Below are 15,640 nucleotides of genomic sequence, written 5' to 3' on the forward strand. Positions count from 1 at the left end.
AGCTCCCTTTAAATGCAGTTATAAACTTATTTCCCGGGTGAGGCTGGACCGCTTGCTGCCGGTCGAAGCCGCCGCCTGCCCGATGGTGACCCAACGCTCGTTCCAGATCGAGCTGTCTCCGGCCTCATTCACCGCCGCGATGGCGAAGCAATAGCGTCCCGGAGACAGCCCGGCAACCGTGCAGGGGCTTTCGGTTACCCCTTCGACCGTTCCGGTATAGCGGCCGGACTGCGTACCGTAAAGGACCTTGTAAGCCGTCGCCCCGACGGACGGGTGAAAATAGAGCACCGCCGTGCCGTTCTCTTCCCTTTCTGCATAAAGCAGCGGCGGACAGGGCACAGGCTCGGTCGTAATCGAACGGATTCCGCCGGCGGCAGCCGTGGCGAACGTTAGATCCCTGGAATACGCCGTCACCCTCCAATAGTAGGTAGTTGCGGGCAGGAGCCGGTTCGGCTCGACGGTATACCGGTGGTGAATCATCCGATCCCGGACAAGGAGCGGGTTGGCCATCTCCTCGTTGTCCGCGATTTCCAGGCAATAAAAGAATGCGTTCTTCGACCGCTCCCAGGCCAGCACGGTCCTGGCCGACACCCCGGTTTCCCCGGCGGCGGGAGCCACCAAGCCGAACGCTTTCGGCTCCTCCCCCTCCGCCCGGGTCGTAAAGAACCGCAGCGGTCCGTTCATCGGCCGTTCGCCGTGCGAGTTTGCCGCATACACCTTCCAATAGTAGACGGTATCGAACTCGAGCGGAGTATCCGGCCGGTAATAGCCTTGGGACTCCAAGCCGTACATGCCGGTATCCCTCCATGTCCGGATGTCCGCCTGCTCGATGACCGGCTCGGACAAGTCCGGATGCTTGGAGATGACGATTCGATACGAATCGGCCTCATACGCCGTCGACCACTTGAATTCCGGCTGCACGGGCTCGTTCCAAGCGCCGATCGTCGGCAGATAAGGGCCAAATGATCCGGGGATGCGAGAGTCGCTCGCCGCGAGGAAGGAATAGATCGTCCGGTAAGCTGCCGGTACACAGCCGTGCTCATTCTCCGCGGAAACCGACCAATAATAGGTCTTGCCCGGAAGCAGTCCTTCCCCCACGGTATAGCGGGTGTCGGCGATCCCTCCCGCCTGCACGATCGGAGCGCTCAGGTCCGGTTGGGCGGACAACGTGACCGAATAGCCGTCGGCTCCTTGAGACGGAGACCAGGTCAAGGTCACCGGCAGCGTGACCGCCTCGCCGTCGTCGGGCAGGATCGGATAGAAGAAGCCGGGGGCCGAAGGTTCGCGTTTGACGACCAGCAGCCAGGTCTCGTTGGCCCGAACATCGGCTACGGTAATGTCCAGATCAAGCGACGGAGACGGCGTGAGGCTGTATTGATAGGCGACCCCTTGGTTCTCCGAAGCGGCCAGCTTGTACAAGTCGATCTTGACGGCCTCTCCGGGATAAGGATGCCGGAGAAGCCGGAGCCGAACCTCGCCGTCGCAATCGTCCTTGACGAAGACGATCTTCGATTCGGCCTCGTCCACGCAAGCCGCAGCGGTGAACTCCTCCGTTCCCTGCGTGCAGACCTCGGCATAATGGCCGGACATCTGGCCGAACAGGAAGTAGACCCACCAGATCGGCCGGCGGGCCGCCGGATTCGGCCCGGGGGAATTCGTCGTGAGCAGGTCGCTCATGCCATTGGCATTGTGGGCCTCCAGGCAGCCCTTGATGTTCTGCGTAACGCCCGTTCGAATCGCATTCGCCATGCTGCGGGTCCAGTCCGCCGCATCCTTGGACCCGGCGTTGTTCTCCTCCCAGATGATCCCTTTGCCGTTCGCCTCGGGGTAGCTCGCTTGGAGCTCGGCGATTTTCCCCGTCCAATTTTGCAGTTGGGCAAGCCCTGCATAACGGTCATTGACCCAGAATTCATGCCAGGCCGGCCCCTCAATCGTGATGTGCTCGGCGCTGGCATACGGGAGGTAAAAGTCGGGAATGCCGCCAAATCCCACGCCGCTTGGTCCGGTAACGGGAATGAAGTCCGGGTACACCTCGCGAACGGCTTCCCAATTGCCTTTGAACACCTCTTCCAGCCCTGTCCAGTACTCATTGGTCAGGTTGACGAAATCCGGCCGGGCACCGTTGTCCTTCAAGTATTGCAGCGCATCCTTCATGTACTGCTTGAAGCGAGCCCGCTGCTCCGGCGTCTTCATGGAGATCGGCTTCATGGTGTCCATCGGCCCTCCGCTGGCCGTCGCCCAGGACGGATTCATCCCCAGCATCATGTACCAGCGATAGCCGAGGGAGGTCACCCGACGGTACGCCTCCAGATGGCGCGGAAGCACGCTGTGCTCCACGGCATAATAGGAGCCGTCCAGATCGCTGATCGCCTGGAAATTCTGCGCGGGAATCGTCTCCCGGTTGAGCAGCGGTCCGAGCAGCGTCAGCCGGCTGTCGGGAACGTCGTAATTCGGCGTCAGGATGTACCCGAACATACTCGGGTCGACCGGACGCATTCGGGAGGCGCACTCGACGGTCAGCACCGGATTGGCCAGCACCGTGACCGCTGCGCTGGCCCGGCGCCCGTTGCATTCCGCCGTGATGACCGCCGTGCCGGCCGCTCTTCCCGTAATGGCGCCGGTGCGTTCGTCCACTTGCGCTATGCGCTCATCGGAGGAGCGATAGACCGCCGAGGAGGAGGCCGATCGGGAAGCCCCGTTCGAATCCACCTCGACGACTTCCACCCCCACCGTGTGCTGCTCGCTGACCCGATAGGCTTCGGACTCAAAAGCGAGCCCATCGATTGTCGGATTCGCAATATGCGCCCAGACGGACAGCCGGTCGAGGTGGATGCAGTCGGAATTGTCGTGCTCGGTGAGGCAGCGGTAGGATACGGTGTTTATTCCTGCGTTCAGCTCCGCCCGCTGGACGTTCTCGGACCACGTGTCCCAGTGCGCGTCCGTGCTCTTGAACGGGACCGGAAGGACCGGGGCTCCGTTGATTGCCAAGCCGACCGTCCGGTCGGCGTTCCAGTTGCCCGCGGCACCCGCCGCGTAGCGAAGAGACAAGTAGTAGCTGCCCGAGGCGGGAACGTCCACGGAGAAAGTCGTGCATGCGGTACCGCTGTCGTAGTAGCCGGTGACATAGCCGCTGCCCGTATACCCTTGGTGGTGCTTCTCGACCTTCGCTCCTCCGGACAGCTCCGCTTCCTCCGCAGCGTAGATCGCAGCGCCGGGATGGGGCTTCGTCGGCATCGCTGCCTGGTTATCCGCTCTGTTCATTCAAGTGCCTCCTTCTTCTCCGGTACGAGGACCGTAGTCCGCACCCGAACCAGCTCCGGATTCAGATCCCGGTCGGGAGTGAGATCGAAGACCGGCTCTCCCCGCCGGTTGAAGTGTACCCGCCGCATGGCCGTGGAGCGCGGCCCGCCCGTCGCCTGCGTTTCCGCATGGTACGTGATCATGACCGTTCCGTCCCGGTCGGTGAAGAAACCGTTATGGCCGGGGCCGTATTCCCCTGGGGCCGAGTACGTGGACAGGACCGGCGTAGAGGCCTTTCGCCAATGGCCGGGATCGAGCAGATCGTCTCCGATTCGGGCCTCCAGCATCCCGACCGCATAGGTTTGCCCGCTGGCACTCCCTCCCGAATAGGTGAGATATACGGTGTCCCCGGTCACCAGCGGGTAAGGGCCTTCGTTGTTGATCGTATGCTCGTTGTTCTCCCAACCAAACAGCGGCCTCGACAGCAGGACGGGCTCGCTGGTCAGCTGCCACGGCCGCTGCGGGTCGGTCGTCGCCAGGTAGAGCATGGACCCGGTGTCGTCGGGTCCCATGATGCCATACCGGTAAGACCAAACCAGATAGGAGGCCGCCCCGGCTTGAAAATAAGTCATATCCAGCGTGATGCCGTCCGTGGTCAGGGGGCTGCCGTCCTGCCTGACCACGCGGATCGGCTCCTCCCAACCGGCCGGATCAATGAGGCGGCCGCCCGGCTTCAGCTTCATCATGTGGGATTGCGGCCCCCAGCTCTTTCCTCCGAGCGCGAACAGCAGGTACAGCTCGCCGCCGATCACATGAAATTCCGGAGCCCAGAAGGTCTGGATCCAGCCCTTCTCCTCGTTGTAGGGCAGTATCTCGTTTTCCCGGTACCCCGCCGCAAACAGCCCGGCGATCGTGTCCGCTTCCCGGACAAACAAGCCGACATCGTTCGTATTGTCGTTGGTCGCAAGGAAATAGTACTTGCCGTACCAGGGCAGAATGATCGGGTCGGCATAGCCCGCTGCCAGCGGGAAGGGGTATGCCTCCTGCGTGACCGTTCCGGCGGCTTCATACCTCCCCGGCACGGAGAAGTCGACCGCCTCCACGTTCCATTCCACTCGCTTGACGGCTGTCGAACCGTCCGAGTAATGGGCGGTTGCCCGGACCGAAGCCAGCTCCTCCGCCGAGGCGGCCGGGATGACGTCGGGAATGGAGATCGCCGTGTTGCACAGAGGAGACCAGCGAAGCAGCAGGTCTTCGCCGAAGTCCGGGTCGACCGCTAGCGCATTGCCCGGCACCGCCCCCTGCAAACCCTGGACGGAAGCGCTGGCGGCGAAGGCCTCGGCCGGTTCCGCGGCCGTTGTCGATTCAGGGTGCAACAGATCCGATAGAGTCGTTTGGTAGCAGGCGCCGTCGTCCTCCCGCCAGCGAACCACATAGTTTCCTTGCTCCGCATCATAGGCGCAGGCCGCTTCCCGAACGTGAGCCTCGGAATGCAAGTCCACCAGTCCCACTTCCCGGAAATGCACCAGATCATCGGAAACCCAAAGCAGAATCCGTCCCTTGCTCTCCTCGTCCTCGCTGCCGTCCGCCTGCACCCGGACCGCCACAATGCCGAACCCTCCCTCGGCCCGACGAAACAGGAAGGGATTCTTCAAACCTTTCTCGCGGATGGTATTCCGGGGCGAGACCGTCGAAGTCGCGAATAGAATTCCATAGTTCCGGTTCAAGGCTTCATAGGAGCTGCCGTCTCGGCTGTAGGCCAGGTGCGCACTGTGCGCCAAGTGGGAAGAATATCGATCCGGTTCCGGAAGCCGGGTATAGATGAGAACGCTTCCCGGCTTCGTCCCGCTTGCTTGAGACATTTGCCTTTTCCTCCTTCGGATCGTTTTCCAAATTGCCACCCGTATTTCTCCGAACGCTATCCATGGGCTCTTTCATGGGCCATTTTATTACCGATGCCGGTCCAATACCATGATGTTTATGGGCATAAACTTGATCGATCCTCCTGAACAGGTCCGCTAACGCCCTTGAGGAGCCGTTAAGCTCGGCTCTGCTCCTATTCCCCACCCGACAGCCGGGCCGCTTACTGAACCCTTCACTAGAAATCGGATAAGCGGGCTTAACTTCCAAGTTAATCCGTGTTTCCCGCCATGAAAGCCCTTAACTTTGCGCAAACGGTTTTCCAAACTTCCTGTTTTAGCCTTCAATCGGCCAAAAGAAAGCGCTGCCTCCTCAAATTATGGCTTCTTTTTACGAAATTGTTAGAAAATCGTTTGCGCTATTCATCTCATTTCTTTCGCTTACCCGTCCCTTTTTCTGCCTTTTTCTCTGGCATTTTTGCCGCAATGCGCCTGCTCTCGCCGGATAATCCGGACATTTTCGTAATCTCTCCTAATTTTCGCCCGTTATTTTCGGATTTCTCTCTATTTACAATGGCATCAATTTGCATTAAGATGACTTTGAAGCGCAAACGGTTTCACTAGGAGGTTCTCATGTCCGCTACCATCAAGGATGTCGCCCGGCTTGCCGGCGTCTCCCCCTCCACCGTGTCCCGGGTTCTCTCGAATTCACAACGGATCAGCGTGGATACCTCAAAACGGGTAAGAACCATTATGGAAGAATTGGGCTATACCCCCAACTCGCTCGCCAAGAGCCTGGTCTCCAAGGAAACCAACACGATCTGCGTCGTCCTGCCCAAGCCGGCGGAGGAGCTGTTCACCAACATGTTCTTCCCCGAGCTGATCCGCGGCATCGTCACGCAGGCCAGCCGGTCCGGCTACGACGTGCTGCTCACGGCGGAAGCGACGGAGCGCCAGGAGATCGCCACCCTGTCCCGCCTCCTCGAGGGCAAGCGCGCCGACGGGGCCATCCTGCTGTACTCCCGCAAGGACGATCAGGTGATCGATTACCTGAGCGCCAACCGCCATCCGTTCGTGCTGATCGGCAAAAGCGAGAGCCACCCCGAGATTCTCACCGTCGACAACGACAACGAGAAGGCTGCGCAGGACGCCGTTGCGCATCTCTACGCCATGGGGCATACGCGAATCGGCTTCGTCAGCGGCCCGCCTCAGCTCGTCGTATCCCAGGACCGCCTGCGCGGCTATCTGGCGGCGCTTGAGAATATGGGGCTGGCGATGAGGCCAGAATGGATAGTGGAAGGGGATTTTCTCCAGGAGAGCGGCTACCGGGCCCTGTCCTTCTTCATGGGCCTCGCCGATCGGCCGACCGCCCTCGTCGTCTCGGACGATCTTATGGCGCTCGGCATCATGCGCGGCCTGAAGGAAAGCGGCGTCGCCATTCCGCAGGAGCTCTGCCTGGTCAGCTTCAACAACATCCCGCTCGCCGCTCTGTCCCATCCTCCCTTGACCAGCATGGACATCGGCATTTACCAGCTCGGCTATGTCGCCGCGCAAACGCTTGTTCATCGGATACGCCAAGATAACGGCGAGCCGGTTCTCCCCATGCCGGTCCGGCAGATCATTCCCCACCAACTGATGGTGCGGGAGTCATCGCTGCGCCAGCCGCCGGCGCCCCTATGACCTTATTCATCCGCAAAGGAGAGGCTTCTCATGAACCTGCCCGTTAAAGCCTGTTTGTTCGACCTGGACGGCGTTCTCGTCGACACCGCCAAATATCACTTCCTCGCCTGGAGGCGGCTCGCCGACGAGCTCGGCTTTACCTTCACCGAGGCGGACAACGAACGCCTGAAGGGCGTCAGCCGCATGGCCTCGCTGGACATTCTCCTGTCCATCGGCGGCCTCTCGTTTTCATCCGAAGAGAAAGACCAACTCGCCGCCAAGAAGAACGGCTGGTACGTGGAAATGATATCGAAGATGGACGAATCCGAGATTCTGCCCGGAGCCCTGGACTTCCTGAAGGCTTGCCGCGCAGCCGGCCTGAAGGTCGCCCTCGGTTCGGCCAGCAAGAACTCCGGCATCATTCTTGCCAATACCGGACTCACCCCCTATTTCGACGCCATCATCGACGGCACCAAGACCCAGGCGGCCAAGCCCGATCCCGAAGTGTTCCTGCTGGGCGCCGAGGCGCTCGGCGCCGCCACGTCGGAATGCGTCGTCTTCGAGGACGCGGAAGCCGGCATCGAGGCTGCCCGCCGCGGCGGCATGAAGAGCGTCGGCATCGGTTCGCCGCAGATTCTGCAGGAGGCCGACCTCGTGGTGCCGACGCTTGCCGCCATGACCGTGGAACGGCTGAACGAACTGGCCTGATTCTCACCTCATTCAACAAAGGAGCTGCTGGAGGAATGAAACAATATTTGCACATCGACGAATGGTGCATTATCGAGGAAGGCTTCGACGCCCACACGCATGAGCTGTCCGAGAGCATATTCAGCATCGGCAACGGGTATATGGGCCAGCGGGCCAATTTCGAAGAGGCTTACAGCGGACATACGCTCCAGGGCAGCTATATGGCAGGCGTGTATTACCCCGACAAGACCCGCGTCGGCTGGTGGAAGAACGGCTATCCCGAGTATTTCGCCAAGGTGCTGAACTCCACCAATTGGATCGGCATCGGCATCGAGGTTGACGGCGAACCGCTCGACCTGATCAAGGTCAAGGTCCACGACTTCGTCCGGACGCTTCATATGAAGGAAGGCTATCTGTCCCGCCGCTTCACCGCCACGCTCGAAGGCGGCAAGGAAGTGCAGATCGACGCCATCCGCTTCGTCAGCCTGAAGCGCCAGGAGATCGGAGCGATCCGCTACTCCGTCACACCGCTGAACTTCAGCGGCCAGATCCGCTTTACGCCCTACCTCGATGGCGACGTCGTCAACAAGGACTCCAACTACGACGAGAAGTTCTGGTTGGAGGTCAACAAGGGCTCGGACGAAGCGAAGGCTCACCTGACCGTCAAGACGAAGAAGCTCGACTTCCACGTCACCTCGGTCATGACCTACGCCGTCACCAAGGCCGGCCAGCCGGTATCCGTCACCCCCGAACAAGCCGAGCGGGAGAAATTCGTCTCCCACAGCTTTACGATCGATGCGGCCCAAGGCGAGGAAGTCGTGCTGTTCAAGTATGTAGCCAACGTCACGTCCCGCAATTACGGGCTCGGTCAACTGCTCCCCACCGCCGAGAAGCTCGCCGAAGACGCCAAGACGGCAGGCTTCGCCGCTCTTTTGCAGGAGCAGATGGATGCTTGGGCCCATACCTGGGAAGAGAGCGACATCATCATCGAAGGCGACCCGTCCGCGCAGCAGGCGATCCGCTTCAACATCTTCCAGCTCAACCAGACCTACTCCGGCGAGGACGACCGGTTGAACATCGGACCGAAGGGCTTCACCGGCGAAAAATACGGCGGCAGCACGTACTGGGATACGGAGGCGTACTGCGTTCCCTTTTACCTGAGCACCCATGACCCGGCCATTTCCCGCAACCTGCTGATCTACCGCTACAAGCACCTGGAGAAGGCCAAGGAAAACGCCCGTAAGCTCGGCTTCAAGAAGGGCGCGCTCTACCCGATGGTGACCATGAACGGCGAGGAATGCCACAACGAATGGGAGATCACCTTCGAGGAAATTCACCGCAACGGCGCCATCGCCCACGCGATCTTTAACTATGTCAACTATACCGGCGACAAGGCGTATCTCGGCCAGTACGGCCTCGAGGTGCTGGCGGAAATCTCGCGGTTCTGGGAAGAGCGCGTGCAGTTTGCCCCGAACAAGGGCCAGTACGTGATGCTCGGCGTCACCGGACCGAACGAATACGAGAACAACGTCAACAACAACTGGTACACGAACCGGATCGCCGTATGGACGCTCGAATACACGCTGGAATCCCTGGCTTACCTGAAGGAGGCCGAACCGGGCCGCTACGCGGAGCTCGTCGAGCGCCTTGGGCTGACGGAGGAAGAGACGGCCAAGTGGCAGGACATCATCGACCGGATGTACTACCCGGCGGACGAAGAGCGCGGCGTCTTCCTGCAGCAGGACGGCTTCCTCGACAAGGCGCTGATCCCCGTGAAGGAGCTGCCGGCGGAGAACCTGCCGATCAACCAGAACTGGTCCTGGGACCGCATCCTCCGCTCCTGCTACATCAAGCAGGCCGACGTGCTCCAGGGGCTGTACTTCCTTGGCGACCGCTACGACCTGGAGACGAAGAAGCGCAACTTCGATTTCTACGAGCCGCTGACGGTGCATGAATCCTCCCTGTCGCCCTGCGTGCACGCGATCCTCGCCTGCGAGCTCGGCTATCAGGAGAAGGCGTACGAGATGTATCTGCGCACCGCCCGCCTCGACCTCGACAACTACAACAACGATACCGAGGACGGCTGCCACATCACCAGCATGGCCGGCACCTGGATGGCCGTCGTGCACGGCTTCGGCGGCCTGCGCGTGCAGAACGACCGGCTCCTGCTGAACCCGTTCGTACCGGGCCACTGGACCGCCTTCTCGTTCAAGGTCGTCTTCCGCGGCTCACGCCTGAAGGTAACCGCCACGGCCGACGCGATCGAGATCGTCAACGAGACGGATGTCCCTGCCGATCTGTCGGTCAGCGGCAATGTCGGTACGCTCGAGCCCCACGGCACCTGGCGCCAGGAGCGCGTGAAGGCGTAAGGCGTCGCACGGTTGCCGGAAGCCGCTTCGATTCTCAATTGAAAAGCCCGCCATCGTTTCGCTGTTTCCCACTGGGGAGAGCGGACGGTGGCGGGCTTTTTGTCATGGAGGGTGGATAGGCCCTTCACCCGATCCAATAAAAGGCGGAACTTCCTGCAACCAACAGGCGGGGAAAAGAGTTATAGTAGTAAACCACCCGCCGCCAGGGAATGCAGAGGCAGCGGGTTCCTCAGAATGGAGAGCTGATCCGTCTCATGCGAAGTGAACGAAAACCCTTATCCCTATTCTATGGTCTGTTCCTGCTTCTGGTCCTGGCGACCGGAGCAGCCGGATGTGAATCCAATGAGAACAGAGGCAAGCCCGAAGCCGCACCGGCAACCGATCTCTGGACCGCCGCCCAGTCCGGCCGCCTGCCGGGGGTGTCCGTTGGGATCGGCGCGACCAAGCGGGAGACCATCGAGGCCCTCGGGCAGCCGGACCGATCCGGTTACGCGGGGACCAGCTATCGGCTCGAGTATGGGCAGACTTGGCTGGATTTTGATGTAGACGTTCAGAAGGTTATTCCTTCCCTCGACCAGCTTCCCGAGGATGCAGTTGTGGAAGGCATCACCAGCGCCGCTTCCGTCATTCCGTTCGACGGCACCACGTCCGATGTCGAGCAGCAATGGGGGTATCCCCAGCAAGCATTCGTGGACGAAGCCTACGGCCCCTTCTGGAAGCAGGTGTACCAAGTTTCCGATTACCGGCAGCTGACATTCTTAGCGGACGCGGAGCACCAGCCGATTCGACGGATCAACTTGATGGGCTGGTGACGCATTTACAACTTTTTTTGGAGGGGTAAGCGAATGAAAAAAAGGAGTCCGTGGTTTTACCTGTTTTTCGGAGCGATCTTATTGCTCATTGGCGTTTTCTTCGTTCCCTATCAACTGGAATGGGGACCCGAAAAGAATATTTACAGCGCGACCTATGCCCCAATTTGGATGACGATCCATCGTCACGTCGAGGTGAATGGCTTCCATCCCCTATACGTTCTTCAGTTTCAGAAGCTGCTGAGCGAGCTGATCGTTTTCGTGATCTTTTTCGTTATGACGTATATGTACTTGTCGGGCAGATCCAGAGAATAATCCAACTATATAGATTGAACTTATTCATTACGCCTGTGCAGATTTTATTCTAGTGTTTTTCACTGTTATTTCAATTTACTATTTCCGTCCTGTAGCGGCAGACAACGTTTTTTTAGAGTTTGATCAAGTAGAAAAAATAGATCTTACCGTTAGATTTGATAAAAAGAAAGACCCCGCAATCCTCTCGACCGAGCTCAAAGGAGAACAAATGAAACGTTTTACAACCCTCTTGGAAATAACCAAATACCGAAAAGCACTTGGCAACCCAAACATTCAAAATCAAGCAAACGCGTATGATCTTGTCTTTGTTCATAATTCGGATAATTACTCCGTTGTCATAAATGACAGTGGTTATGTAGTCGTAGACAGTAGGAACCGTATAAGAAAATATAAGATGCTAAGTTCCCGAAATGATGCCCTGTTTAAACTAATCGATGAATTATTCCTAAAAAGGGACTGACGCCCCCTAGGGATAGCCTCAGTCCCTCATGATTAGCCCACACCTACAGCGTTCGCTTGAAGTAGGGCTTCCTTAGCTCCTTACTGTTCCATCAGCAGCTTCTCGCCCGAGATGCCGGGCGAGGTCATCTGGTAGGGATCGAGGATGAGGTCGATCTCCTCCTCGGTCAGCAGATGCCGCTCGAGGATCAGCTCGCGGATCGTCAGGCCCGACTTCATCGCTTCCTTGACGAGCAGCGCCGCCCGCTCGTAGCCGAGATGCGGATTCAGCGCCGTGCAGATGCCGTAGCTCTGGTCCACGTACCGTTTGCAGCGCTCGCGATTGGCGGCCAGCCCCTCGATCGCGAACTTACGGAACACGACCAGGCCGTTCTTCATGATCTTCAGCGACTGCAGCAGATTGAAGGCAATCACCGGGCCCATGACGTTCAGCTCCAGCTGCCCGGCCTGGCAGGCCTCGGCGATGGTCGTGTCGTTGCCCATCACCTGGAAGGCGATCTGGTTGATCGTCTCGGCCATGACCGGGTTGACCTTGCCCGGCATGATCGACGAGCCCGGTTGCCGCGCCGGCAGCAGCAGTTCCTGAAAGCCGGCCGTCGGGCCGGAGGCCATCAGCCGGATGTCGTTCGCCAGCTTCGACAGGTTAATCGAGCACACCTTGAGTGCGGCCGAAAGCGCAGTATAGGCATCCGTGTTCTGCGTCGCATCGACCAGGTGATCCGCCGAGGCCACCGCCCAGCCGGTCTGCTCGGCCAGATGCCGCGCTACCCGTGAGATGTATTCCGGCTTGGCGTTCAGTCCCGTTCCGACGGCGGTGGCTCCCATGTTCACGTCGAGCAGTCCGGCCGCCGCGGTGCGAATCCGCATGCCGTCGCGGGCCAGAACGCGCGCGTAGGCCTCGAATTCCTGGCCCATGCGGATCGGGACGGCATCCTGGAGATGCGTCCGGCCCATCTTCAGGACATCGGCGAACTCCCGCCCCTTGGCGTGGAAGGCTTCTACCAGCTCATCCAGCGCCGCCGTCAATTCCGCGGCCAGCCCGTAGGCGGCGAGCCGCAACGCGGTCGGAATCGTGTCGTTGGTCGATTGCGACATGTTGACGTGGTTGTTCGGATTACAGGCGAAATAGGTGCCTTTCTCTTCCCCGAGCAGCTCCAACGCCCGGTTCGCCAGCACCTCGTTCATGTTCATGTTGATCGACGTGCCCGCGCCCCCCTGGATGGAATCGACCAGGAACTGGTCCGCCAGCCCGCCTGCCGCTACTTCCTCCGCCGCCTGAACGATCGCCTGTCCGATTCGCTCGGTCAGCAGATGCGTCTCCATGTTGGCCCGGGCGGCGGCCTTCTTCACCTCGGCCAGTGCCCGGATCAGCTCCGGATGCACCGGAACGCCGGTGATCGGGAAGTTCTCCACCGCCCGTAGCGTCTGTATGCCATAATAAGCGCCGGAAGGCACTTCTTTTTCCCCCAGAAAATCCTTCTCAACCCGAACTGTCCCCTTGCTCTCCATGTCGAAGCGCGTCCCCTCTCTCGTGGCTGTCTGTGACCCGTCCCCATTGTAATCCTCCGCTCGAATCGGGTGCAACCAAACCGGAGATAGATGCGTTAATAGGGTAATACATAAGTTGGAAGGAGTTCCTCTTCATGTTTCGTTATAAACCCTATGCGTGGATCACCGCTGTCGTGCTTCTGCTCCTCAGCCTGGCGGCATGCGGCGGTCAGGAGAAAGCGACGACCTCCTCATCCAAGGAGCCAGACGAGCGTCCGGTCTATTCCTCCGATAAGCTCAATTCCCGCGTGACCGAGGCGAATAACCAAACCGGATTCACCCTGGTCCAGCAGCTTTGGGAGCATCAGACGAAGAATCATTTCTTCTCGCCGCTCAGCTTCTCCCAAGCGCTCGGTATGGTGTACAGCGGAGCGGCCGGCGTGACCCAAGAGGAGATGGCCGATGCTCTGCACTACAAAGGCCTGGAGGATGAAGCAATCGCTACAGGCAATGCAGCCCTGCTTGATGTGCTGGCAAGCAGCAAGAAAGGCGGCTTTCAAGTCAAGCTGGCCAATTCGCTGTGGCTCCATCAAGGAGCCTCCTTCTCCGAAGACTTCCTTGCCAGCCTTCGCTATACCTATCGCGCGAAGGTATCGGAGCTCGATTTCGCCTCTCCGCAAACCCCGAAGACAATCAATGATTGGGTGAATCAACAAACGGATGGGCGAATCCCCAGCTTGATCGACCAGCCCTTGCCGAAACAGGATCGGATGGTCCTTCTGAATGCCATATCCTTCGATGCCAAATGGTCCCTTCCCTTTGATCCGGAAATGACGAGTCAAGACATTTTTCACCGCGCCGACGGAACGGAAGTCCCAGCCTCCTTTATGCGTCAGTACAAATACTTCGCCTACAAAAAAACCGCCCGCTATGAGGTGGCCCTCCTGCCCTATGCCGATTCCTCCTGTTCCATGGCAATCGTCCTTCCGGCCGCCGGAATCCGACCCGACGAGCTGATGGCGGAACTGACGGAGCATCCAATGGATTGGCAGAGCGGCTTCCCGAAGCAAAAGATTGTTCTCGAGCTCCCCAAATTCAGCTACTCCGATGAGGCAAAGCTCGTCCAGCCGCTGATGAAGCTGGGCATGAAGCGGGCGTTCGACCCCACTCAAGCTGATTTCTCGCCGATCACCGGCAAGGAGGGGGAGCCACTGTCGATTTCCGGTATCCTCCAGCGTAGCTTCATCCGCGTCGATGAAGCGGGTACCGAGGCTGCTGCGGCAACCGCCGTTATGGGGGAGGCCGGTTCGGCCGGTAAGCCTGAGGAACCCGTCCGGTTTATCGTAAACCGCCCCTTCTTCTATGCCATCCAGGATTCGGCAACCCATGCCGTGCTGTTCGCGGGCGTGGTCTACGATCCTGGTACCTAGGCCGTTTCCTGTTCGTAAGGGACTTCCCGAACCAGAAAACCGCCCGATTGGGCGGTTTTCTTCGTTAGGATCGTATCCGGTATATCCGTTGCTCTCGGCCATCCCCTGGGCTGTCCCCCGCTCGGGCCGACGCCTTCGGCCTCAGTCCGACTCCCGGTTGATGAAGAAATACGCGGTGTTCTTCAGCCGCTCCCAGAGGACCTGCCGCAGCTCGGCATCGGCGATCGTCTCCTCCAGGGCTGCTCCCATACAGGCCAGCCAGGCGTCCGCCCGCTCCGGTGTAATCGGAAACGCCAGATGCCTCGCCCGCATCATCGGATGCCCATGTTGCATCGTATACCGGGGCGGGCCTCCGAAGAATTGAGTCAAGAACAGCTCCTGCTTCTCCATCACCGGATAGATGTCCTCGGGAAACAGCGGGGCCAGCAGCGGATGCGCCTGCACCTTCGGGTAGAAAGCTTCCACCAGCTTGCGTACAGCGGGCGCTCCGCCCATATGTTCATACAGCTCCATTCGCAGTCCTTCCTTTATGTTCAAGGTGTTCCGAATCAAATGCTCGGCATGACGTTGCCGCCGCTGACCGGCACGTAAGCGCCGGTGATGAAGCTGGCGAGATCGGAGGCGAGGAAGGCGACCACGTTCGCGACCTCCTGGTCGGTGCCGCGGCGCTTCAAGGGCACGGTACTCTCGTACGCTTCGCTGCGCTCCGTATGCTCCAGCCGGTCCCGCTCGCTGATCGTCCAGCCCGGGGCGACTTGATTGACCGTTACCTGGGCTTCTCCGACTTCCTTCGCCAGAACCCGATAGACGCCGTCCATTCCCCGCTTTCCGGCGACATAGGCCGACTGGCCCGGGAAATTCTGCATCGAGCATTCCGTGTTGATGCCGATCATTCGGCCGCTCCTCTTGGCGATCATGCCGGGCAGGAAGGCTTTGGCCAGGTAGACGCTCTGCATGACGCAGGAGCGGAACTGGCTGTCATAATCCTCCTCGGGCTGTTCCAGGATCGGCTTCCATTCGTATTGGATTACCGCGTTCGCCACGACAATATCGGCTTCGCCTAGCTCTCCGGCAATCCGCTCCTTCATGGCGAACACCGATTCCCGGTCGGTGATATCCGCCTGAACCGTCATCGCCCGTCTGCCGAGGCCGGCGATTTCCTCTGCGAGCTCCAGGGCCTTGGCCTCGTTCCCCCGGTAATGGAGCGCCACATCGGCTCCGCAGGAGGCCAGCGTCCTCGCCATGACTCTGCCGAGCTGCCCGGTGGCTCCGGTAACCAGAGCCAGCTTGCCGTTCAAATTGATTTCCACGTAACCATCCTCTCC

The 15,640-nt window shown here is 59.7% G+C and carries 11 protein-coding genes; 6 read left to right on the forward strand and 5 right to left on the reverse strand.

The window, feature by feature from the left end; translation table 11 throughout:
- Positions 1 to 18: 18 nt before the first annotated feature.
- Together ACSEXS_RS18915 and ACSEXS_RS18920 are read right to left on the reverse strand one after the other, a co-directional pair.
- Positions 19 to 3,261, reverse strand: a complete 3,243-nt coding sequence (locus ACSEXS_RS18915) for a CBM35 domain-containing protein (RefSeq protein ID WP_438434807.1) — start codon at positions 3,259 to 3,261, stop codon at positions 19 to 21.
- Entirely contained in the window at positions 3,258 to 5,102 is a 1,845-nt protein-coding gene (locus ACSEXS_RS18920; protein WP_438434808.1) for a family 43 glycosylhydrolase, read from the reverse strand. The genes ACSEXS_RS18915 and ACSEXS_RS18920 overlap by 4 nt, the downstream gene beginning before the upstream one ends.
- 630 nt (positions 5,103 to 5,732) lie before the next feature.
- Here ACSEXS_RS18920 and ACSEXS_RS18925 point away from each other — a divergent pair.
- From ACSEXS_RS18925 to ACSEXS_RS18945, 5 genes are all read left to right on the forward strand, one after another.
- A complete protein-coding gene (locus ACSEXS_RS18925; RefSeq protein WP_438434809.1) occupies positions 5,733 to 6,779 on the forward strand; it encodes a LacI family DNA-binding transcriptional regulator in 1,047 nt (348 codons plus the stop codon).
- A gap of 30 nt (positions 6,780 to 6,809) precedes the next feature.
- Positions 6,810 to 7,466, forward strand: a complete 657-nt coding sequence (gene pgmB, locus ACSEXS_RS18930) for a beta-phosphoglucomutase (protein ID WP_438434810.1) — start codon at positions 6,810 to 6,812, stop codon at positions 7,464 to 7,466.
- A gap of 35 nt (positions 7,467 to 7,501) precedes the next feature.
- Complete coding sequence (locus ACSEXS_RS18935; protein WP_438434811.1) at positions 7,502 to 9,814, forward strand: glycoside hydrolase family 65 protein; 2,313 nt, start codon at positions 7,502 to 7,504, stop codon at positions 9,812 to 9,814.
- A gap of 254 nt (positions 9,815 to 10,068) precedes the next feature.
- A complete protein-coding gene (locus tag ACSEXS_RS18940; RefSeq protein WP_438434812.1) occupies positions 10,069 to 10,626 on the forward strand; it encodes a hypothetical protein in 558 nt (185 codons plus the stop codon).
- A gap of 33 nt (positions 10,627 to 10,659) precedes the next feature.
- Positions 10,660 to 10,938, forward strand: coding sequence for a hypothetical protein (locus ACSEXS_RS18945; protein WP_438434813.1), 279 nt, complete (start codon positions 10,660 to 10,662; stop codon positions 10,936 to 10,938).
- A gap of 540 nt (positions 10,939 to 11,478) precedes the next feature.
- On the opposite strand, the gene ACSEXS_RS18950 is transcribed toward ACSEXS_RS18945, so the two are convergent.
- Complete coding sequence (locus ACSEXS_RS18950) at positions 11,479 to 12,906, reverse strand: aspartate ammonia-lyase (RefSeq protein WP_438434814.1); 1,428 nt, start codon at positions 12,904 to 12,906, stop codon at positions 11,479 to 11,481.
- A 134-nt stretch (positions 12,907 to 13,040) separates the two neighbouring features.
- Here ACSEXS_RS18950 and ACSEXS_RS18955 point away from each other — a divergent pair, with 134 nt between their 5' ends.
- On the forward strand, positions 13,041 to 14,315 hold the full coding sequence (locus ACSEXS_RS18955; protein WP_438434815.1) for a serpin family protein: 1,275 nt from the start codon (positions 13,041 to 13,043) through the stop codon (positions 14,313 to 14,315).
- 141 nt (positions 14,316 to 14,456) lie between these two features.
- Here the strand turns inward: ACSEXS_RS18955 and ACSEXS_RS18960 are convergent, their stop codons facing one another.
- Positions 14,457 to 14,828: a globin domain-containing protein gene (locus ACSEXS_RS18960; RefSeq protein WP_438434816.1), complete on the reverse strand. Its 372-nt coding sequence runs from the start codon at positions 14,826 to 14,828 to the stop codon at positions 14,457 to 14,459.
- A 35-nt stretch (positions 14,829 to 14,863) separates the two neighbouring features.
- The gene (locus ACSEXS_RS18965) at positions 14,864 to 15,625 is read right to left on the reverse strand and encodes an SDR family NAD(P)-dependent oxidoreductase (protein ID WP_438434817.1); all 762 of its coding nucleotides are present in this window, start codon (positions 15,623 to 15,625) and stop codon (positions 14,864 to 14,866) included.
- Between the last annotated feature and the right edge of the window lie 15 nt (positions 15,626 to 15,640).

It is taken from the genome of Gorillibacterium terrae (genome assembly GCF_051594785.1).
In the GTDB taxonomy this organism is placed as follows: domain Bacteria; phylum Bacillota; class Bacilli; order Paenibacillales; family NBRC-103111; genus Gorillibacterium.

What these genes read in the sequence shown, in the direction of transcription:
- pgmB (WP_438434810.1), top strand. Translation starts at nt 6,810, where the DNA reads ATGAACCTGCCCGTTAAAGCCTGTTTGTTCGACCTGGACGGCGTTCTC.
- ACSEXS_RS18915 (WP_438434807.1), bottom strand. Translation starts at nt 3,261, where the DNA reads ATGAACAGAGCGGATAACCAGGCAGCGATGCCGACGAAGCCCCATCCC.
- ACSEXS_RS18935 (WP_438434811.1), top strand. Translation starts at nt 7,502, where the DNA reads ATGAAACAATATTTGCACATCGACGAATGGTGCATTATCGAGGAAGGC.
- ACSEXS_RS18920 (WP_438434808.1), bottom strand. Translation starts at nt 5,102, where the DNA reads ATGTCTCAAGCAAGCGGGACGAAGCCGGGAAGCGTTCTCATCTATACC.
- ACSEXS_RS18940 (WP_438434812.1), top strand. Translation starts at nt 10,069, where the DNA reads ATGCGAAGTGAACGAAAACCCTTATCCCTATTCTATGGTCTGTTCCTG.
- ACSEXS_RS18945 (WP_438434813.1), top strand. Translation starts at nt 10,660, where the DNA reads ATGAAAAAAAGGAGTCCGTGGTTTTACCTGTTTTTCGGAGCGATCTTA.
- ACSEXS_RS18925 (WP_438434809.1), top strand. Translation starts at nt 5,733, where the DNA reads ATGTCCGCTACCATCAAGGATGTCGCCCGGCTTGCCGGCGTCTCCCCC.
- ACSEXS_RS18950 (WP_438434814.1), bottom strand. Translation starts at nt 12,906, where the DNA reads ATGGAGAGCAAGGGGACAGTTCGGGTTGAGAAGGATTTTCTGGGGGAA.
- ACSEXS_RS18960 (WP_438434816.1), bottom strand. Translation starts at nt 14,828, where the DNA reads ATGGAGCTGTATGAACATATGGGCGGAGCGCCCGCTGTACGCAAGCTG.
- ACSEXS_RS18955 (WP_438434815.1), top strand. Translation starts at nt 13,041, where the DNA reads ATGTTTCGTTATAAACCCTATGCGTGGATCACCGCTGTCGTGCTTCTG.